The organism is Microbacterium fluvii (genome assembly GCF_025515205.1).
GTDB lineage: Bacteria > Actinomycetota > Actinomycetes > Actinomycetales > Microbacteriaceae > Microbacterium > Microbacterium fluvii.
The window spans coordinates 224,319-242,105 of the sequence record NZ_JAOPFX010000003.1 but is presented as its reverse complement, the minus strand read 5'-3'; the positions used below and the strand labels follow the sequence as shown (position 1 = coordinate 242,105).

The window sequence follows — 17,787 nt, the reverse complement described above, 5'->3', positions numbered from 1 at the left end:
GTGGGCAGGCCGAGAGGGTCAGGCGAGGTCGGGGTCGAGGTCGCGATCACGACCGCGCAGCTGGCGCACCCGCGCGACCACGAACCAGACGACGGCGACGGCGACCGCCGCGATCACGACGTACTGCAGGATGTCGGCGTAGGCCTCCACGATGTGCCAGGACTCGCCGAGGAAGAAGCCGGCGAGCACGAACACGGTGTTCCAGATGAGCGAGCCCGCGAAGGTGAGCAGGCCGAAGCGCCACAGCGGCATGCGGGTGATGCCGGCCGGGATCGAGATGAGGCTGCGGAAGATCGGGATCATCCGTCCGAAGAACACCGCCTTGCCGCCGTTGCGCCCGAACCAGGCGACCGTGCGGTCGATGTCTTCCGGATGCAGCAGCGGCACGCGCGCCGCGATGCGGCGCAGCCTGTTCAGCCCCAGCCACGCGCCCAGCCCGTAGAGCGCGAAGGCGCCGACGACCGATCCGGCGGTCGTCCACGCGAGCGCCTCGAACAGCGTGAACGAACCGCGCGAGGCGGCGAGCCCCGCCATCGGCAGGATCGCCTCGCTGGGCAGCGGCGGGAAGAGGTTCTCGAGCGCGATCGCGATGCCGGCGCCGGCCGGCCCGATCACGTCCATGAGCGAGACGACGGCGTCGACGAGCGCGGTCAGCCAGGAGCCGTCGGATGCAGTCACCCGCTCGAGGCTAGGCGGCCAGGATGAACGGATGCTGTGCTCCGCGCCAGCGGGGGGCCTGCCCGGCCGCCGCCGACCCGGTCAGAAGGGCGCAGGCTCTTCCATGGGAAGGGGGTCGCTCGGCACGAACCGCACCAGCGCGGGCGGCTTGTCGAGGTACCTGCGCCCCGACGGACCGGTCCACTCCAGCGTTCCGCGGCCGACCTGTCGCACCCGCCATGCGGTGTGGTGCTTGCACACGTGGTGGCGGCGGCAGCAGTGGGCGAGGTTGCCCACGCAGGTTCTGCCACCGCCCGCGTGATCCTCGGTGTGGTCCACGTCGCAGCGGTGCACCGGGCGGGTGCACCCGGGGGTGCGACACCGCTCGTCTCGCGCAGCCAGATGCCGGCGCAGCGCATTCGACGGCCGATACCTGTCGACCTCCAGCGGCTCGCCGGTGCCGGGGTCGACGAACACCCGGTCCCAGCCGGGAGCTGCGACCGCGAGTCGGCGGGCGAGCTCGACGCCGATCGGTCCGTAGCCGGCGAGCAGCGCGGGATCACCGCCGGCACCGGCGAGCGTCAGCGCGGGAACGGTGATCTGGATGCTGCCGCGGATCGCGCCGATCGCGTCGCCGTGCGCGGTGGGCGCCGCCGCCAGCGGCAGGTCGCAGAGCACATCGGCGCGCACCTGATCCATCGTGCGGGTCGCGCCGATGCCGGTGACCACCGCGGTCTGCGCTGACTCGGCGTCGCCGCGCTGTTCGTCCATCCCGCTCTCACCCGCTTCATCGGCCGCGTCATCGTCGGCGAGCCCCGCCTCGGTCGCGATCAGGTGCCGTGCCATCTCGGTGAGCCGGTCGGCGATGGCGTACGCGAGGGGTGCCGGCAGATCTGCGACCAGCCGCGCGAGGCCCGCCTCGAGGGCGTACACCGGTACCCGCCGCTCGCCGTGGGCGCAGCCGAGCAGCTCTTCGAACGTCTCTGGATCGATCGATGCCGCGATCGCCTTCGCAATCGGCCCCAGTCGGGCCGGCGACTCCGTCGCGGCTGCCGCGAGCGCGAGCTTCTCGTAGCGCCGGCGCTTCTTCGCCCGGCCGATCGAGACCCCCGCATGCACGATCGCCCACACATGCCCCGCGTCGATGTCGCCCGACTCCCAGCGCGCCAGCGTCGCGCGGAACTTCGTCACCAGGGTGAACGAGTCTCCGATGCGCCCCTGCACGGTGCGGTCGGAGACGCGCATCGCCATGCCGAGCTCGAGTGCCACCTCGCGAAGCGGCAGATCCCTGTCTGAGACGAGCCGGCGCTTGCGACCGGCCTCGTCACGGCGCTGCGCGATGCGCGCCGTGATGAGCTCGGCGGATTCCGCGAGCACCCTCGCCTCGGCGGCCTGTGCTGCCGCGACCTGCGCCCGGGTGCGCACGAGTCGCCCGACGAGATCGTCGAGCTCCGGCCAGAGCATGTCGCTCGGCGGTGGTTTCGTTGTGTGCCCCATCGTTTCCCTCTCTCCGACGACGTCGGATCAGATCACCGGGAAAGTGGGCACGATCGGCGATATGCCCAGCGTAGTTCTTTTCTTCTACCTGCACAAGCCTTTCGGCACACATATCTCGTATATCTCTTCGCCCTGTCTCCTCACCCGCCGAGCCCGCCGGCATCCCCCACGTAGACTGGTCGATCGTGAGTGAACGCGTTCTCGTCAGTCAGCTGCAGTCCCGCGAAGACGGCCCCGTCTCGGTATCCGGATGGGTCGAGACCGTCCGCGATCAGAAGAAGGTGCAGTTCGTCATCCTGCGCGATGAGACCGGCGCCGTGCAGCTGGTCAACCCGGCCACGCGTCCCGACCCCGAAGGCGGCGAGCAGGATGCTGGGGCCCTCGCCCTCACGACCCTCATCTCCGAGATGAGCACCGGCACGTTCCTCACCGTCACCGGCGACCTCAAGCACGACGAGCGCGTCAAGCTCGGCGGCGTCGAGATCAAGATCGCGAACCTCGAGGTCGCGGCAGCGGCCCTGCCCGAGACCCCGATCGCCGCCGACAGCGGCCTCGACAAGCGCATGGACTGGCGCTTCCTCGACCTGCGCCAGCGCCGCAACAACCTCATCTTCCGGGTGCAGACGACCCTCGAGCACGCGATGCGCAGCTACTGGATCGAGCGCGACTACATCGAGATCCACTCCCCCAAGCTCATGGCGAGCGCCTCGGAGTCCAACGCAGAGCTGTTCGAGGTTCCCTACTTCGAAGACAAGACGGCCTACCTCGCCCAGAGCCCGCAGTTCTTCAAGCAGATGGCCCAGTCGGCCGGCTTCGGCAAGATCTTCGAGATCGGCGACGTCTACCGCGCAGACCCGTCGTTCACGAGCCGTCACGCGACCGAGTTCACGAGCATCGACGCCGAGATCAGCTGGATCGACTCGCACGAAGACGTCGCGGCGATGCAGGAGGAGCTGCTGCGGACGGCGATCCAGGCCGTCGCCGACAAGCACGGGGCCGAGATCAAGGAGCTCTTCGGCCTCGACGTCGTCGTGCCCGCCGTCCCGTTCCCGCGGATTCCGCTCGCCGAAGCCCGCGAGATCGTCACGGCGCGCGGCTACGAGATCCCGCGCACCGACGGCGACCTCGACCCCGAGGGCGAGCGCCAGATCTCGGCGCACGTGCTCGAGACCTACGGTCACGAGTTCGTCTTCATCACCGATTACCACCCCGAGATCCGGGCGTTCTACCACATGCGCGACCCCGAGACCGGGCTCACGAAGTCGTACGACCTGCTCTACAAGGGTGTCGAGATCACCACCGGCGCTCAGCGCGAGCACCGCGTCGACGTGCTGGAGGTGCAGGCGCGCGAAAAGGGCCTCGACCCCGAGCACCTGGCGTTCTACTTCGACTTCTTCCGCTACGGCGCCCCGCCGCACGGCGGCTTCGGCATGGGCCTCGCGCGCGTGCTCATGCTGCTGCTGGGCGAGTCCAGCATCCGCGAGGTCACCTATCTTTTCAGAGGCCCTACGCGCCTCGCCCCCTGACCCTAGGGTGGGGTCCATGACGACGATCGAGGGCCTGCACAACTTCCGCGACACCGGCGGCACGCCGCTGACCGGGGGCGGTGCGACGCGCACCGGCGTGCTCTATCGCTCCGACGCGCTCAACGCGCTGACCGCCGACGGTCTCGCGCAGTTCGCCGAGAGCCCGATCGGCGTCATCGTCGACTTCCGCACGCCCACCGAGCGCGCCATGGCGCCCGACCTGCTTCCCTATGCCCGCCCGTTCGAGGTGGTCGAGCTGTCGATCCTCGAGGGCGCCATGTCGACGATGGCGCAGGACCTGATGCGCGCGGGCGGCGCCGATCCGTCGCTGGTCGCGCAGGCGATGGCGATGCTTCCGACCCTCGGCGAGCTGTACATCGGCATGCTGCAGCACGGCGCCGCCGCCTTCGCCGAGGTCGCGCGCCTGGTCGCCGCCTCGACCGACGACGCACCCACCGCCGTGCTCGTGCACTGCACGGCGGGCAAAGACCGCACGGGGGTCGCCACGGCACTGCTGCTCGACGCGGTGGGCGCCGACCGTGCGGCCGTCGTGGCCGACTACGCCTCCAGCGCCGAGAACCTCGCGGGCGTCTGGGCCGACGGCATGCTGGCGACACTCGAGCGCATGGGCGCCCCGCTGACGCCCGCCCTCGTGGAACTCGTCACCGGCACGCCGGCGGCGGCCATCGAGCACGCCCTGGGCTGGGTGGATGCCGAGCACGGCGGATCGGCCGGCTACCTGCGCTCGGGCGGCCTCACCGACGCCGAGCTGGCGTCGCTGCGCGGCCGGCTCGCCTCCTGACGCGGCACCGAGACCGCGCCGACCCGCATGCCGCGGCGCGCATGCCTCTGGCAATAGCCTGGGGCGATGCCCTCCCGTGACTTCTCCGGACGCCCCGCCACCCCCGCGACCGAGAAGGTCCGCGCCGCCCGCGACCTGCTGTTCGCCCATGCCGACGACTACGACGGCGCCGTCGCGGCGTTCTCGTGGCCCGAGCTCGATGAGTTCAACTTCGCCCTCGAGTGGTTCGACGTGGTCGCAGGCGAGCACCCCGACCGCGCCGCCGTCACGATCGTCGACGCCGATCTCGAGGCGCGCTCGTGGAGCTATGGCGAACTCTCACAGCGCTCCGACCAAGTTGCCAATCACCTGCTGAGCCTCGGGCTCCACCGCGGCGACCACGTGATCGTCATGCTCGGCAACCAGATCGAGCTGTGGGAGACGATGCTGGCGCTCACCAAGATCGGCGCCGTCGCGATCCCCACCACGACGCTGCTGTCGGCCGACGACCTCGCCTACCGCGTGACGCACTCCGACGCCCGCGCGATCGTCGCGCCCGTCGAGGTGGCCGACCGCGCCGAGGGCGTCGCCGCCGAGGTGCTGCGCATCGGCGTGGGTGCGAACGTGCCCGCCGACTGGAGCGACTTCGCCGCATCCGCCGACGCCGCCGAGCAGTTCACGCCCGAGAGTGCCACCGCCGCCGACGAGCTGAACCTGCTCTACTTCACGTCGGGCACCACCTCGGCGATCCCCAAGCTCGTACGGCACACCCACGTCTCGTACCCGGTCGGGCACCTCTCGACCCTGTGGTGGCTCGGCGTGCGCCCCGGCGACGTGCACATGAACATCTCGTCGCCCGGGTGGGGCAAGCACGCCTGGAGCAACTTCTTCTCGCCCTTCCTCGCGCAGGCGACCGTGTTCGTCTACACCTACGACCGGTTCGACGCGGCGACCCTCATGCACGTCATGGACACCCACCGGGTGACGACGTTCTGCGCGCCCCCGACGGTGTGGCGGATGCTGATCCAGGCCGATCTGACGCAGCTCACGACTCCGCCGCGTGAGCTGCTGGGCGCCGGCGAGCCGCTGAACCCAGAGGTCATCACGCGGGTGCGCGAGGCGTGGGGCGCGACGATCCGCGACGGCTACGGCCAGACCGAGATGACCTGCGCGATCGGCAACTCTCCCGGTCAGGTGGTCAAGGACGGTTCGATGGGACGGCCCCTGCCCGGCTACCCCGTGGTGCTCATCGACCCCGAGACCGGCGAGCGCGTCGACGACGAGGGCGAGATCTGCCTCGATCTCTCCCGGCCGATCCTCGGCCTCATGGACGGCTACCACGGCGCCCCCGACCGCACGGCGCGCGCGATGCACGACGGCCTCTACCGCACCGGCGACATCGCGAGCCGCGATGCCGACGGCTACCTCACCTACGTCGGCCGCAGCGACGACGTGTTCAAGGCGTCCGACTACAAGATCTCGCCGTTCGAGCTCGAGTCGGTGCTGCTGGAGCACTCCGCGGTGGCAGAGGCCGCCGTCGTGCCGAGCCCCGACCCGCTGCGCCTGGCCGTGCCGAAGGCCTTCGTGCGGCTGAGCGCACTGGCCCCCGACGACCCCCGCGAGGCCGCGCGCGAGATCTTCGCGCACGCCCGCGGGCGCCTGTCGGCGTATCAGCGGGTGCGAAGGCTCGAGTTCGTCGACGAGCTCCCCAAGACGATCTCGGGCAAGATCCGCCGCGTCGAGCTGCGCGCCCGGGAGACCGAGGCCGGCAGCATCCGCCCGGAGGGCGAGTTCTCCGACCGCGACTTCCGCTGAGCGGGGTTCAGAGCTCGATGTCGATCGCGGCGCGCCCAGAGCGCACGCTCGCGATGTAGGCGACGACCTCGCGGTGCGCCGGGTGCTCGGAGTAGGCCGTGAGCGCGTCGGCGTTGGGGAAGTCGGCCGTCAGCGCGAGATCCCAGTTGCCCTCGAGCGGCAGCACGTTCGGGCCGACGACCATGTTGGTCAGGGCGGGCACGACACCCACGAGAGCCTTCAGGCGGCGAGCGGCCTCGGCGGCGTGCTCGGCACGCACCGCGGGGTCGTCGGCTGCCATCTGGAACGCGGCGATGTGACGGATCATGCGGAGACCTCCTGGTCGAGCGCGGCGCGCAGCCGCTCGGGGGACACACGCCAGTGGGCGTGCAGACGGCCGTCGATGAGCACGACCGGGATCTTCTCCCACCACTGGGCGTAGAGCGCCGGGTCGTCGGCGATCGAGAGCTCCTCGACGGCGACCGCGTCTTCGGGGAGTTCTGCCACCACCGTCTCGACGACCTCGCGGGCGACGTCGCAGAGGTGGCAGTCGGGCTTGCCGATGAGGGTGAGCGAGGTCACTTCTCGATCGTCACTTCTCGACCGGGTACCCCGAGGCCACCCAGTCGCCCGTGCCGCCCTCGACGTTGGTGACGTCGTGGCCGCGGGCCTCGAGGGCCTCGACGACGCGGGCGGAGCGGCCGCCGATCTGGCAGATGACGTGGAACGGCTCGGCCGGCAGCGCGTCGAGGTGCTCGCCGAGTGACGACATCGGCAGGTTGATGGCCCCCGGCACGTGACCTGAGGCGAACTCGTCGACCTCGCGCACGTCGATGAGGGGGACCCCGGTGCTCTCGCGCAGCTGCTGAACGGTGATGGACTTCATGATGCCTCCCGACATCCCGCGGCCGGATACACGAAGCGCCCCCTGCGACGGTGAGACCATCGGGGGCGCTTGTGTCGGATGCCGCTTACTTCTTGTTGCGGCGCTGGTGGCGAGTCTTGCGAAGCAGCTTGCGGTGCTTCTTCTTCGCCATGCGCTTGCGGCGCTTCTTGATGACAGAACCCACGGAAAACCTCACTACGTCAGGGGTCTGGGCGCGAAGGTTTCGCGCCCGGGAACGGGCAGATGCAGAAAATGCCTCGAGACAGTCTAGCCGACGTCGGCGATGGGACGACGCAACGCCTCGGTGACGGCGGTCTCGGGCACCCGGTAGCTGCGACCGAAGCGAACGGCGGGAAGCTCCCCCGCGTGCACGAGGCGGTAGACCGTCATCTTCGACACGCGCATGATCTCGGCCACTTCCGCGACCGTCAGAAAGCGCACGTCAGGCAGTTCCGCCATCGAAAGTGATCCCCTCATGTCCCCGGTGTTGCTGGGAGAAGCCTATGGTGTCGAAGGTGCGCGTGTAAACCGTCGTGACGAGAGTTGCCCGTGATCAGCCTGGACGATGCATATGCGGCGCATAACCGCCGCTGGGCGCCCGCGAAGATGCCGACCGGATGCTGGGGGCATGTCTTCGATCGACGCACAGCCCGACGTGGCCCCGGCGCCCGCCGACACCGTGTCGGCACCGCCCGTTCCTCCCCTCCCCGCGCAGGCGCAGGCGCCCGCGCGCCCACCGCGCCGCTGGCTGAAGATCACCGCGATCGTCGCGGGCGGCGTCATCGCCCTCGGCGCCGTCTTCGGCGGCGGTGTGGCACTGGGCTGGAACCTGGGCGCGTCCGGCGCCACGTCGATGCGGGGCGGATTCCCCGGCGGCGACATGCCCGAGGGCGGCCCCGGCGGCCAGAACGGCGACGGGCAGTTCACGCCGCCCGACGGCGGACAGGGAGGCGGGCCGGGGCAGGACTCCGGCTCGGACGGCTCGGGCGGCTCGAACGGCCAGTCCGACACCGACTCGTAACGCGGCTCAGCGACCGGGGAGCTTGCGCAGCGCCGTCTGCACGGCGTGCGAGACCGATGCTGCGGCGCGCCCCACCGCGTCGGCGGCCTGCGCCGCCGTGTCGGTGAGGCCGGGGCCCGGGTCTGCGGCATCCGACTCGTCGACCTCGAGGAACGGCACCAGCCAGTCGTCGACCTCGTCGAGGGGCTCGGCCGAGAGGCTGTAGTAGCGGTGCTGACCTTCTTCGCGCACGGACACGAGGTGCGCGTCGCGCAGCACCTTCAGGTGCTTCGAGACGGTGGGCTGGCTCACTCCGAGTTCCTGCACGATGTGCGAGACGCTCGTGCCGCCGTCTGAGGCGGAACGCTCGAGAAGCAGATGCAGGATGTCGCGGCGCGTGCCGTCCGCGATCACGTCGAAGATGTCCGCCATAGGGTTAGGTTAGCCGCGAGCCCTGCGGAGTACCATGACGGGGTCCCTCGGAGCGAAAGGCACCTGGAGATGACGTCCGAATCCCCCGGGCTGCGCCGGCGATTCGGATGGCGCGGCCGGGCAGCCCGCCTCTGGGACACGCTTCGCGACCTCACGACGAACTCGCCCGCGCGCTTCGCCGTCGGCGTGTTCGTGGTGCTCATCCTCATCTTCACGCTGCTCTACTCGCTGCCGGCGGCCGCCGCCGACGGGCAGCGCACTCCCTTCGCCGACGCGCTGTTCACGGCGGTCTCGACGATCTGCGTCACGGGCCTGTCGACCGTGAACATGTACACGCACTGGTCGCCCTTCGGGCACGTGCTCACCTTTCTCGGCGTGAACGTCGGCGCGATGGGCGTGCTGACCCTCGCTTCGATCCTGGGCCTGGTGATCTCCAAGCGCCTGGGCCTTCGGGCCAAGCTCATCGCCGCCGGCGACAGCAATCCGCTGCGCGCCCACGGCGGCCCGGTCAACGAGGGCCAGACGGTGCGCCTGGGCGAGGTCGGCGGGCTGCTGGCGACGGTGGCACTGTCGACCCTCGCGATCGAGGCCGTGCTGGCGATCCTGCTCTACCCGTCGCTGCTGATGGCGGGCATCGACCCCCTCGCGGCACTGTGGGAGGCGCCGTACTACGCGGCGATGTCGTTCACCAACACCGGATTCGTGCCCAATGCCGATGGTCTCGCGCCCTTCGCCGACGACTACTTCCTGCTGGGCGTGCTGATGGTCGGCGTCTTCCTCGGGCAGCTCGGCTTTCCCGTGATCTTCACGATGGCGCGCAAGAAGTGGCACTTCCGCCTGTGGTCGCTGCACGCCAAGCTCACCGTCATCACGACGATGCTGCTGTTCTTCCTCGGCGCCGGCGCGATCCTGCTGCTCGAATACGCGAACCCGCGCACGTTCGGCAGCATGGACGCCTGGGACACCACGTTCCAGTCGTTCTTCATGTCGGCGATGACCCGCTCCGGCGGCTTCGCGGTCGTCGACATGGGCGAGCTGCACGGCTCGACCCTCGTCGTGGGGTCGATGCTCATGTTCGTCGGCGGCGGCTCCGCGTCCACCGCCGGCGGCATCAAGGTCACGACGCTCGCGATCCTCGCGCTGGCGGTGTGGTCGGAGGCCAAGGGGCGCCGGTCGGTGGAGGTGTTCGGGCGGCGGGTGCCCAGCGACGTGCAGCGCGTCGCACTCTCGGTCGTCGCGTGGGGCGCGACGATCGTCGCACTGTCGACCATCACGATCACCCAGATCACCCAGGCCCCCGTCGAAGACGTGCTCTTCGACGTCATCTCGGGCTTCGCGACCGTGGGCCTGTCGACCGGGCTCACCGAGACGCTGCCCGACCCCGCCGTCTACGTGATGGCCCTGACGATGTTCATGGGCCGCGTTGGTACAGTGACTCTCGCCGCGGCGGTGGCCGCGACATCCCGTTCGCAGCTCTACTCGCTGCCGGTGGAAAGGCCGATCGTTGGTTGAGCAGATCAGAAGCGATGCTCCCGTCCTGGTGATCGGCCTGGGGCGTTTCGGCGCCGCCTGCGCCGGCGAGCTCGACCGTCTCGATCGCGAAGTGCTCGCGATCGACGACAGCCTCGATCTCGTGCAGAAGTGGTCGGAGCGGGTCACCCACACGGTGCAGGCCGATGCCCGCAACATCGACGCGCTCAAGCAGATCGGCGCGCAGGACTTCCAGGTCGCCGTCGTCGCGGTCGGCTCGTCGATCGAGGCCTCGGTGCTCATCACCGCCAACCTCGTCGACTTGAAGGTGCCGCAGATCTGGGCGAAGGCGGTGTCGCAGTCGCACGGCAAGATCCTCGCCCGCGTCGGCGCCAACCACGTCATCTACCCCGAGCGCGAGGCCGGCGAGCGCGTCGCGCACCTCGTGAGCGGACGGATGCTGGACTTCATCCGCTTCGACGACGACTTCGTGCTCGCCAAGATGTATCCGCCCAAGTTCATCCGCGGCGTGGGCCTGAACGAATCCGGCGTCCGCACGAAGTACAGCGTGACGGTCGTGGGCGTCAAGAGCCCCGGCAAGCCCTTCCGCTACGCCGAGGCCGACACGATCGTGACCAACCACGACCTCATCATCGTCTCGGGCACGAACTCCGACATCGAGCGGTTCGCCTCGCTCGACCGCTGAGTCATCGACGCTCGTCGGCGGATGCACCCCGCATGATCTGCGCGATGCGTCGGCCGACCTCCTGCTCGGGGTACACGATGTGATCGACGCCCAGCTGCTCGAGGATCCGACCGTGCTGCGCGCTGATCGCCTTCGCCCAGATCTCGGGATGCGCGAAGCCTCGCACGACCGAGCACGTGAGGATCGACGCCTGCAGGTCGTCGCCGATCGCCACCACGACGCTGTCGAACTCGTGCACGGCGAGCTGACGCAGGGTCTCTTCCTTGGTGGAATCGGCGCGCACGACCTGAGCGAGCAGCCCGTTGTGCGCCTGCACGATCTCGTCGTCGGAGTCGATGCCGAGCACCTCGACGCCCGACTCCGCCAGCTCCAGTGCCAGCGCACTGCCGAACCGACCGAGACCGATCACGGCCACAGCGCCCTGCGGCGCGTGCGCGCGCGCCTCACGACCGGACCAGGGGAATCTAGCCAACGGCGGGCCTCTCTTTCGGATACTCGAACAGCTCCTTGCGCTCGCGCAGCGCGATCGCGGTGCCGAGCGTCAGCGGGCCCAGGCGCCCGAGGAACATCAGCAGCACGAGCACGAGCTTGGCAGGCGCCCCCAGACCCGGCGTGATGCCGGTCGTCAGGCCCACCGTCGCGAAGGCCGACACCGATTCGAAGAGCGCTGCATCCAGGCCGAGGTCGGCGATCACCATGAGGGCGATCGTGCCGGTGACCACGGCCGCCACCGCGATCAGCGCGACCGTCAGCGCCTGGCGCATGACCTCGGGTGCGAGCTGCTTGCGGAAGATGTTCACGACGCGCTCGCCTCGGAGCTCTGCCAGCAGCACGAACGCCAGCACGGCGAAGGTCGTGACCTTGATGCCGCCCGCCGTGCCGCCAGGGCCGCCGCCGATGAACATGAGCACATCCATGCCGATGCGGGTGTGCTCGGCCATCAGCCCGATGTCGACGGAGTTGAAGCCGGCTGTGCGCGTCTGCACCGAGTGGAAGAACCCGATGAGCACACGCTCGCCGGGGCTGTAGGCGCCGAGGGTCGCCGGGTTCGACCACTCCCCTGCGGTGATGTAGATCGTGCCGACCACGAGCAGTGCCGCCGAGACCACCAGCACCAGGCGGGTGTTCATCGACCAGCGCCGCGGCCAGCTGAACTGCCGGCGCAGCTCGTGCAGCACGGGGAAGCCGAGGCCGCCGAGGATGATCGCGGCGCACAGGGGCAGGCAGATCCACGGGTCGGCGGCGAAGCCGATGAGGTTGTCGCTGTAGAGCGCGAACCCGGCGTTGTTGAACGCCGACACGGAGTGGAACAGCGCGTGCCAGGTCGCGAGCCAGACATCGTGGTCGTAGGCGAGGGCGAAGCGCGGCAGCAGAAGCGCGAACACGATGGCCTCGATCACGAGCGAGGTGAGCGCGACGCGCCGGATCGCCCCGCGCACGTCGCTGCGATCGAGCGTGCTCGACTCGGCGATCGCGGTGATGCGTCGGCGCACCGTGAACCTTCGGGCGAGGATCAGCCCGAGGAGGGTCGCGAAGATCATGATGCCGAGGCCGCCGAGCTGGATCATGACCAGGATCGCGGCCTGGCCGAAGCCGCTCCAGTGGGTCGCGGTGTCGAGGGTCGTCAGTCCCGTGACGCAGATCGCGGAGGTCGCCGTGAACAGGGCATCGACGGGGTTCGTCCACGCTCCGGTGCGCGACGACAGCGGCAGCATGAGCACGCCCGTGCCGATCAGGATCGCGGCGGCGAATCCATAGACGACCACGCGCGCCGGGCGCACCGGCCGCATCCGCGGCCGGGCTCTGCGATCGACCGCCCGGGTGGCCACGCTCGTACTGTAGCGGGCGGGTGCGGCCGCCGAGACCGGACTAGGCGCCGGTGGCGAGCTCTTTCGCGCGTGCCAGCGCAGCATCCGTCGCCGCACCGAGCAGCAGGTCGAGACGCGCGTCCTGCAGCACCGCGACCGCGCGCTCGGTGGTGCCCTTGGGGCTCGTGACACGTCGGCGCAGTTCGGCCGGGTCGACGTCGGACGCCTCGAGCAGCGCGGCCGACCCGACGAAGGTCTGCTCGGCCATCAGCCGCGCGTCGGCCTCGGCGAAGCCCTTCGCGACGGCCGCCTTGGTGAGCTCCTCGACGAACAGGAAGAAGTAGGCGGGGCCCGAGCCCGAGATCGTCGAGAGCGCGTCGATCTGCGCCTCCGGCACATCGATGACGGCGCCGCAGGTGGCGAACAGCGCCCGCACGGCCTCGAATCGGGCATCGGAGACCGCACTGCCCCTCGCGATGCCCGTGACCGCCTTGCCGACCACCGCCGGGGTGTTCGGCATCGAGCGCACGACCGCGACGCCGTCGCCGAGGATCTGCTCGAACGTCGCGATGGTGACGCCGGCCGCGATGCTCACGACCGTCGCACCCGGCCGCAGCGCGGGCGAGATCTCGCGCAGCAGGTCGGGCACCATCGCGGGCTTGACACCCACCAGCACGATGTCGGCGGACGCCGCGGCAGCCGTGTTGCCGTCGGGGCGCTGCTCGAGTGCGATGCTCTCCACCCCGTCGAGGTCGGCGAGCGCGGCGGCTTTCTGCGCGCTGCGATTGGTCACCGTGACGCCGTTCGAGGCCAGCGACGAGCTCACGAGCCCCTGCAGGATCGCGCCTCCCATGGCGCCTGCGCCGATGATCGCGATGGAGGGAAGAGCGGATGCGGTGGCCATGCGCTCAATCCTAGGCACGCGCTCATCCTCCCCTTCGGATATCCTCGGTCGACCCCCTGCGTCGGCGCAGACCCGCGGACTATCATCGGAGGCCCCGGGAGCGGCGGCGCTCCCCTCGGAGGAGGTTCGTGCCATGACCGTGCTCGACGGGATCACCGCCCGCATCATCGAGACGCCCGAGCTGACGGTGGGCATTCTGGAGCGGGCGGGTGGCGACCCGGCCACTCCGCCCGATCGCACCGTCGTGCTCATCCACGGCAACGTGTCGTCGGCGCTGTTCTGGCAGGAGACGATGCAGGACCTCCCCGGCGATCTGCGGGTCATCGCCGTCGACCTGCGCGGGTTCGGCAGCACCGAGCACCTGCCGATCGACGCCACCCGCGGAGTGCGCGACTTCAGCGACGACATCTTCGCGGCGCTGACCGCCCTCGAGATCCCCACCGCGCACCTCGTCGGCTGGTCGATGGGCGGCGGCGTGGCCATGCAGTACGCGCTGGATCACCCCGTGCTGTCGCTGACCCTCGTCTCGCCCGTCTCGCCCTACGGGTTCGGCGGCACCCGCCGCGACGGCTCGCGTCTGACCGACGACGACGCCGGCTGCGGCGGCGGCGGGGCGAACCCCGACTTCGTGCAGCGGCTGGCAGGCGCCGACACCACCGACGATGCACCGACCTCGCCGCGCAGCGTCTTCCGCACCGGATACGTCGCCGACGGCTATCGCGGCGAGCACGAGGACATCTGGGTCGAGTCGATGCTCACGACGTCCACCGCCAGCGGCAACTACCCCGGCGACTCGGTGCCGAGCGAGAACTGGCCGGGGTTCGCGGCCGGCACCGTGGGCGTGCTCAACACGATGGCGCCCCGCTACTTCGACGTCTCGGCGATCGTCGATCTCGCCGTCAAGCCGCCCGTGCTGTGGATCCACGGCACCGCCGACGCCATCGTCTCCGATGCGTCGTTCTACGACCTCAACCACTTGGGCGCCCTCGGGGTCGTTCCCGGCTGGCCCGGCGCCGACGTCGCCCCCGCGCAGCCGATGGTGTCGCAGACCCGCGATGTGCTGGCCGCCTACGCCAGCGCGGGCGGCGAGGTCACCGAAGTGCCGCTGGAGGGTGCGGGGCACAGCGCGCACCTCGAGCGCCCCGTGGAGTTCCGCCATGCGCTGCTGCAGGTGATCGGCTACATCGGCCAGTCCCCCACCGTCGCCCCGCCCACCGAGACGATCATCCTGCGCGCCTCCGACTGACCCCGACCCTAGACTCAGGGCATGAGTGCATCCGGCGGCGGCAAGGCGATCATCGCGGCGTTCCTGGCGAACATGGGCATCGCCCTGGCGAAGTTCATCGCGTACGTGCTGTCGGGCTCGGCCTCGATGCTGGCCGAGGCGATCCACTCGGTCGCCGACTCGTGCAACCAGCTGCTGCTGCTGTGGGGCGGCCGCAAGGCCAAGCGCAAGGCCGATGCCGCGCATCCGTTCGGCTACGGTCGCGAGCGCTACGTCTACGCCTTCGTCGTCTCGATCATCCTGTTCACCGTCGGCGGCGTGTTCTCGATCTACGAGGGCATCGAGAAGCTCACCCACCCGCATGCGCTCGACGAGAAGTGGCAGTGGCTGCCGATCGCGGTGCTGCTGATCTCGATCGTGCTCGAATCGTTCTCGCTGCGCACGGCGGTCAAGGAGTCGAACCACGTGCGGGCCAAGGGGCAGTCGTGGGTCTCGTTCGTCCGGCACTCCAAGGCGCCGGAGCTGCCCGTCGTGCTGCTCGAAGACGTCGCCGCCCTCACCGGTCTCGTCTTCGCCCTGCTCGGCGTGGGTCTGACGATCATCACCGGCGATGCCGTGTTCGATGCGATCGGCACCCTGTTCATCGGCGCGCTGCTGATCGCCGTGGCCATCGTGCTGGGCATCGAGACCAAGAGCCTGCTGGTCGGCGAAGGAGCGACCGAGGCCGACCACGACGCCATCGTGGCGGCCATCGAGTCGAGCTCCGAGGTCGAGAAGCTCATCCACATGAAGACCCTCTACCTCGGCCCCGACGAGCTGCTGGTCGCCGCGAAGCTCGCCTTCGCCGCCGACAAGCCGCTCGGCGACGTCGCCGGCGACATCAACGCGGTCGAGGAGCGCATCCGCGCCGCGGTGCCCGCCGCACGGGTCGTGTACCTCGAGCCCGACCTCTACCGCCCAGACGCCTCACCGGCCCCGCCGACCGACGCGATCGTCATCAAGGCATCGGACTGACGCGGCCATGGAGTACTGCGTCTTCACCGAGCCCCAGCAGGGCTTCTCGTACCGCGAGCAGCTGGCGCACGCCCAGGCCGCCGAGCGCGCGGGGTTCGACGGCTGGTTCCGCTCCGACCACTACTTGCGCATGGGCCCCGGCTCGCCGCTTCCCGGTCCGACCGATGCCTGGACGACACTGGCGGGCCTCGCCCGCGAGACCTCGCGGCTGCGCCTGGGCACCCTCGTCTCGTCGGTGACGTATCGCCAGCCCGGCGTGCTCGCGATCCAGGTCGCCCAGATCGACGAGATGTCGGACGGCCGGGTCGAGCTGGGCCTGGGCACCGGGTGGTTCGAGCAGGAGCATCGGGCCTACAGCATCCCGTTCCCCGCGAAGCGGTTCGGGATGCTGGAGGAGCAGCTCGCGGTCATCACGGGCCTGTGGCAGACCCCCGCCGGCGAGAGCTTCTCGTTCGAGGGCGAGCACTACCGGCTCGAGGACTCGCCGGCACTGCCCAAGCCCGTGCAGGAGCGCGTGCCGGTGATCGTCGGCGGCGGCGGACCGAAGCGCACCCCCGCCATCGCCGCGCGGTTCGCGACCGAGTTCAACATCGGTTTCCAGCCCGAAGACGTCGTCGCCGAGAAGTTCGCCGGCGTGCAGGCGGCGTGCCGCGAGATCGGCCGCGACCCGCAGAGCCTCACGCTCTCGGTGGCGCTGCCCACCCTCGCCGGGGCGACGGAGGCCGATCTGGCGCGGCGCGCCGAGGCGATCGGCGACTCGATCGACACGTTCCGCGGCGACGTCAACATCACCGGCGGCCGCGACGAGATCGTTGCCAAGGTCGAGCGACTGCGGGCGCTGGGAGCACAGCGCGTGTACTTCCAGCTCATGGACATCCGCGACCTCGACCAGGTCGACTACCTCGGCTCCGAAGTGCTCCCGCACCTCCCCCGCTGACCCGCCTCAGCGGCGGGGCTCGAAGAAGGCGCGCAGCAGGGCTGCGGCCTCAGACTCGCGCACCCCGGCGACGACCTCGGCGCGCACAGGCAGGCGCCGATCGCGCACGACGTCGTACTGCGACCCGACGGCGCCCGCCTTCTCGTCCCACGCGCCGAACACCACGCGCGAGATGCGCGACTGCAGGATGGCCCCTGCGCACATGAGGCACGGCTCGAGGGTGACCGCCAGGGTGCAGCCCTCGAGATTCCACGAGCCGATCGCACGGGCGGCGGCGCGGAGGGCGACGATCTCGGCGTGGGCGGTGGGGTCGTGCAGCGCCTCGCGGAGGTTGCGGCCCTCGCCGATCACGGTGCCGGCGGCATCCGCCACGACCGCGCCGACCGGGATGTCGCCTTCGGCGCCCGCGATGGCGGCGAGCTCCAAGGCGCGCGCGACCAGCGCGTCGTCGGATTCGGATGCTGCCAGCCCCACGAACCCCAGCGTAGGCCCGGGCGCGTGTTCTACCCTGGGCATATGCGTGTCCACGTCGCCGACCACCCGCTCATCACCCACAAGCTCACCGTCCTGCGCGACGAGAACACGCCGTCGCCGGTATTCCGCCAGCTGACCGAGGAGCTCGTCACTCTGCTGGCCTACGAGGCGACCCGCAGCGTGCGCGTGAGCGAGATCACGATCCGCACGCCCGTAACCACGACGACCGGAGTGCGCATCTCCGAGCCGCGCCCCCTCGTCGTGCCGATCCTGCGCGCGGGGCTGGGCATGCTCGACGGCATGGTGAAGCTGCTGCCGACCGCCGAGGTGGGCTTCCTGGGCATGGCGCGCAACGAAGAGACCCTCGAGCCGACGACCTATGCCGAGCGCCTCCCCGTAGACCTCAGCGACCGGCAGTGCTTCGTGCTCGACCCGATGCTGGCCACCGGCGGTTCGCTCGGCGCCGCCATCGACTTCCTTTTCGCGCGCGGCGCGCAGGACGTGACGGCGATCTGCATCCTGGGCGCGCCCGAGGGCGTCGAGGCGATCCAGAAGCAGGTCGGCGACCGCGATGTGACCCTCGTGCTCGGCGCTCTCGACGAGCGCCTCAACGAGAAGGGCTACATCGTCCCCGGTCTCGGCGACGCCGGCGACCGTCTCTACGGCACCGTCTGAC

22 protein-coding genes are annotated in these 17,787 nt (G+C 70.2%); 10 read left to right on the top strand and 12 right to left on the bottom strand.

What is annotated here, in order from left to right:
* Nucleotides 1-18: 18 nt before the first annotated feature.
* Both OAW74_RS12365 and OAW74_RS12360 read right to left on the bottom strand, forming a co-directional pair.
* Nucleotides 19-621 (bottom strand): DedA family protein, encoded by a 603-nt coding sequence (locus OAW74_RS12365; protein WP_262874957.1) that lies wholly within the window; start codon nt 619-621, stop codon nt 19-21.
* Between the two features lie 138 nt (nt 622-759).
* Entirely contained in the window at nt 760-2,154 is a 1,395-nt protein-coding gene (locus OAW74_RS12360) for an HNH endonuclease signature motif containing protein (RefSeq protein ID WP_262874683.1), read from the bottom strand.
* Nucleotides 2,155-2,339: 185 nt separating this feature from the next.
* Here OAW74_RS12360 and aspS point away from each other — a divergent pair, with 185 nt between their 5' ends.
* The 3 genes from aspS (at nt 2,340) to OAW74_RS12345 (ending at nt 6,276) form a co-directional block, all read left to right on the top strand.
* A complete protein-coding gene (aspS, locus tag OAW74_RS12355) occupies nt 2,340-3,680 on the top strand; it encodes an aspartate--tRNA(Asn) ligase (protein WP_262874682.1) in 1,341 nt (446 codons plus the stop codon).
* Between the two features lie 16 nt (nt 3,681-3,696).
* The gene (locus OAW74_RS12350; RefSeq protein WP_262874681.1) at nt 3,697-4,482 is read left to right on the top strand and encodes a tyrosine-protein phosphatase; all 786 of its coding nucleotides are present in this window, start codon (nt 3,697-3,699) and stop codon (nt 4,480-4,482) included.
* A gap of 66 nt (nt 4,483-4,548) precedes the next feature.
* A complete protein-coding gene (locus tag OAW74_RS12345) occupies nt 4,549-6,276 on the top strand; it encodes an AMP-binding protein (protein WP_262874680.1) in 1,728 nt (575 codons plus the stop codon).
* 7 nt (nt 6,277-6,283) lie between these two features.
* Here OAW74_RS12345 and OAW74_RS12340 read toward each other — a convergent pair whose 3' ends face one another.
* The 5 genes from OAW74_RS12340 to OAW74_RS12320 all read right to left on the bottom strand — a co-directional run bounded on the left by OAW74_RS12340 (nt 6,284) and on the right by OAW74_RS12320 (nt 7,600).
* Nucleotides 6,284-6,583 carry a Dabb family protein gene (locus OAW74_RS12340; protein ID WP_262874679.1) on the bottom strand — a complete coding sequence of 100 codons (300 nt, stop codon included), beginning with the start codon at nt 6,581-6,583 and terminating at the stop codon, nt 6,284-6,286.
* Entirely contained in the window at nt 6,580-6,837 is a 258-nt protein-coding gene (locus tag OAW74_RS12335; protein ID WP_262874678.1) for a glutaredoxin family protein, read from the bottom strand. The genes OAW74_RS12340 and OAW74_RS12335 overlap by 4 nt, the downstream gene beginning before the upstream one ends.
* 10 nt (nt 6,838-6,847) lie before the next feature.
* Nucleotides 6,848-7,141: a rhodanese-like domain-containing protein gene (locus OAW74_RS12330; protein ID WP_262874677.1), complete on the bottom strand. Its 294-nt coding sequence runs from the start codon at nt 7,139-7,141 to the stop codon at nt 6,848-6,850.
* Nucleotides 7,142-7,226: 85 nt separating this feature from the next.
* Nucleotides 7,227-7,325, bottom strand: a complete 99-nt coding sequence (locus OAW74_RS12325) for a 30S ribosomal protein bS22 (RefSeq protein ID WP_003792170.1) — start codon at nt 7,323-7,325, stop codon at nt 7,227-7,229.
* Between the two features lie 83 nt (nt 7,326-7,408).
* The gene (locus OAW74_RS12320) at nt 7,409-7,600 is read right to left on the bottom strand and encodes a helix-turn-helix domain-containing protein (protein ID WP_262874676.1); all 192 of its coding nucleotides are present in this window, start codon (nt 7,598-7,600) and stop codon (nt 7,409-7,411) included.
* A gap of 169 nt (nt 7,601-7,769) precedes the next feature.
* On the opposite strand from OAW74_RS12320, the gene OAW74_RS12315 reads away from it, so the two are divergent.
* Entirely contained in the window at nt 7,770-8,162 is a 393-nt protein-coding gene (locus tag OAW74_RS12315) for a hypothetical protein (protein ID WP_262874675.1), read from the top strand.
* Nucleotides 8,163-8,168: 6 nt separating this feature from the next.
* On the opposite strand, the gene OAW74_RS12310 is transcribed toward OAW74_RS12315, so the two are convergent.
* The gene (locus OAW74_RS12310) at nt 8,169-8,573 is read right to left on the bottom strand and encodes an ArsR/SmtB family transcription factor (RefSeq protein WP_262874674.1); all 405 of its coding nucleotides are present in this window, start codon (nt 8,571-8,573) and stop codon (nt 8,169-8,171) included.
* Nucleotides 8,574-8,642: 69 nt separating this feature from the next.
* Here OAW74_RS12310 and OAW74_RS12305 point away from each other — a divergent pair, with 69 nt between their 5' ends.
* Both OAW74_RS12305 and OAW74_RS12300 read left to right on the top strand, forming a co-directional pair.
* Nucleotides 8,643-10,085: a TrkH family potassium uptake protein gene (locus tag OAW74_RS12305; protein WP_262874673.1), complete on the top strand. Its 1,443-nt coding sequence runs from the start codon at nt 8,643-8,645 to the stop codon at nt 10,083-10,085.
* On the top strand, nt 10,078-10,749 hold the full coding sequence (locus OAW74_RS12300) for a potassium channel family protein (RefSeq protein ID WP_262874672.1): 672 nt from the start codon (nt 10,078-10,080) through the stop codon (nt 10,747-10,749). Before OAW74_RS12305 ends, OAW74_RS12300 begins: the two co-directional genes overlap by 8 nt.
* A gap of 1 nt (nt 10,750) precedes the next feature.
* Here OAW74_RS12300 and OAW74_RS12295 read toward each other — a convergent pair whose 3' ends face one another.
* From OAW74_RS12295 to proC, 3 genes are read right to left on the bottom strand one after another with little or no spacing between them, the layout of a single operon-like run.
* Nucleotides 10,751-11,158 carry a potassium channel family protein gene (locus OAW74_RS12295; RefSeq protein WP_316250224.1) on the bottom strand — a complete coding sequence of 136 codons (408 nt, stop codon included), beginning with the start codon at nt 11,156-11,158 and terminating at the stop codon, nt 10,751-10,753.
* Between the two features lie 55 nt (nt 11,159-11,213).
* Nucleotides 11,214-12,578, bottom strand: coding sequence for a TrkH family potassium uptake protein (locus OAW74_RS12290; protein ID WP_262874671.1), 1,365 nt, complete (start codon nt 12,576-12,578; stop codon nt 11,214-11,216).
* Nucleotides 12,579-12,618: 40 nt separating this feature from the next.
* Nucleotides 12,619-13,461 carry a pyrroline-5-carboxylate reductase gene (gene proC, locus OAW74_RS12285; protein ID WP_262874670.1) on the bottom strand — a complete coding sequence of 281 codons (843 nt, stop codon included), beginning with the start codon at nt 13,459-13,461 and terminating at the stop codon, nt 12,619-12,621.
* Nucleotides 13,462-13,594: 133 nt separating this feature from the next.
* On the opposite strand from proC, the gene OAW74_RS12280 reads away from it, so the two are divergent.
* Genes OAW74_RS12280 through OAW74_RS12270 form a run of 3 tightly spaced genes read left to right on the top strand, consistent with a single transcriptional unit; the run spans nt 13,595 to nt 16,637 of the window.
* Nucleotides 13,595-14,707 carry an alpha/beta fold hydrolase gene (locus tag OAW74_RS12280; RefSeq protein ID WP_262874669.1) on the top strand — a complete coding sequence of 371 codons (1,113 nt, stop codon included), beginning with the start codon at nt 13,595-13,597 and terminating at the stop codon, nt 14,705-14,707.
* Nucleotides 14,708-14,728: 21 nt separating this feature from the next.
* Entirely contained in the window at nt 14,729-15,700 is a 972-nt protein-coding gene (locus OAW74_RS12275; RefSeq protein WP_262874668.1) for a cation diffusion facilitator family transporter, read from the top strand.
* Nucleotides 15,701-15,707: 7 nt separating this feature from the next.
* Entirely contained in the window at nt 15,708-16,637 is a 930-nt protein-coding gene (locus tag OAW74_RS12270) for an LLM class F420-dependent oxidoreductase (RefSeq protein WP_262874667.1), read from the top strand.
* 6 nt (nt 16,638-16,643) lie between these two features.
* On the opposite strand, the gene OAW74_RS12265 is transcribed toward OAW74_RS12270, so the two are convergent.
* A complete protein-coding gene (locus tag OAW74_RS12265) occupies nt 16,644-17,111 on the bottom strand; it encodes a nucleoside deaminase (RefSeq protein ID WP_378733936.1) in 468 nt (155 codons plus the stop codon).
* A gap of 42 nt (nt 17,112-17,153) precedes the next feature.
* Here OAW74_RS12265 and upp point away from each other — a divergent pair, with 42 nt between their 5' ends.
* Nucleotides 17,154-17,786, top strand: coding sequence for a uracil phosphoribosyltransferase (upp, locus tag OAW74_RS12260; RefSeq protein WP_262874666.1), 633 nt, complete (start codon nt 17,154-17,156; stop codon nt 17,784-17,786).
* Nucleotide 17,787: the final 1 nt, after the last annotated feature.

Coding starts and splice junctions, on each gene's coding strand:
- OAW74_RS12365 (WP_262874957.1), bottom strand. CDS start 621: ATGGACGTGATCGGGCCGGCCGGCGCCGGCATCGCGATCGCGCTCGAG.
- OAW74_RS12360 (WP_262874683.1), bottom strand. CDS start 2,154: ATGGGGCACACAACGAAACCACCGCCGAGCGACATGCTCTGGCCGGAG.
- OAW74_RS12350 (WP_262874681.1), top strand. CDS start 3,697: ATGACGACGATCGAGGGCCTGCACAACTTCCGCGACACCGGCGGCACG.
- OAW74_RS12345 (WP_262874680.1), top strand. CDS start 4,549: ATGCCCTCCCGTGACTTCTCCGGACGCCCCGCCACCCCCGCGACCGAG.
- OAW74_RS12340 (WP_262874679.1), bottom strand. CDS start 6,583: ATGATCCGTCACATCGCCGCGTTCCAGATGGCAGCCGACGACCCCGCG.
- OAW74_RS12330 (WP_262874677.1), bottom strand. CDS start 7,141: ATGAAGTCCATCACCGTTCAGCAGCTGCGCGAGAGCACCGGGGTCCCC.
- OAW74_RS12320 (WP_262874676.1), bottom strand. CDS start 7,600: ATGGCGGAACTGCCTGACGTGCGCTTTCTGACGGTCGCGGAAGTGGCC.
- OAW74_RS12315 (WP_262874675.1), top strand. CDS start 7,770: ATGTCTTCGATCGACGCACAGCCCGACGTGGCCCCGGCGCCCGCCGAC.
- OAW74_RS12310 (WP_262874674.1), bottom strand. CDS start 8,573: ATGGCGGACATCTTCGACGTGATCGCGGACGGCACGCGCCGCGACATC.
- OAW74_RS12305 (WP_262874673.1), top strand. CDS start 8,643: ATGACGTCCGAATCCCCCGGGCTGCGCCGGCGATTCGGATGGCGCGGC.
- proC (WP_262874670.1), bottom strand. CDS start 13,461: ATGGCCACCGCATCCGCTCTTCCCTCCATCGCGATCATCGGCGCAGGC.
- OAW74_RS12280 (WP_262874669.1), top strand. CDS start 13,595: ATGACCGTGCTCGACGGGATCACCGCCCGCATCATCGAGACGCCCGAG.
- OAW74_RS12275 (WP_262874668.1), top strand. CDS start 14,729: ATGAGTGCATCCGGCGGCGGCAAGGCGATCATCGCGGCGTTCCTGGCG.
- OAW74_RS12270 (WP_262874667.1), top strand. CDS start 15,708: ATGGAGTACTGCGTCTTCACCGAGCCCCAGCAGGGCTTCTCGTACCGC.
- upp (WP_262874666.1), top strand. CDS start 17,154: ATGCGTGTCCACGTCGCCGACCACCCGCTCATCACCCACAAGCTCACC.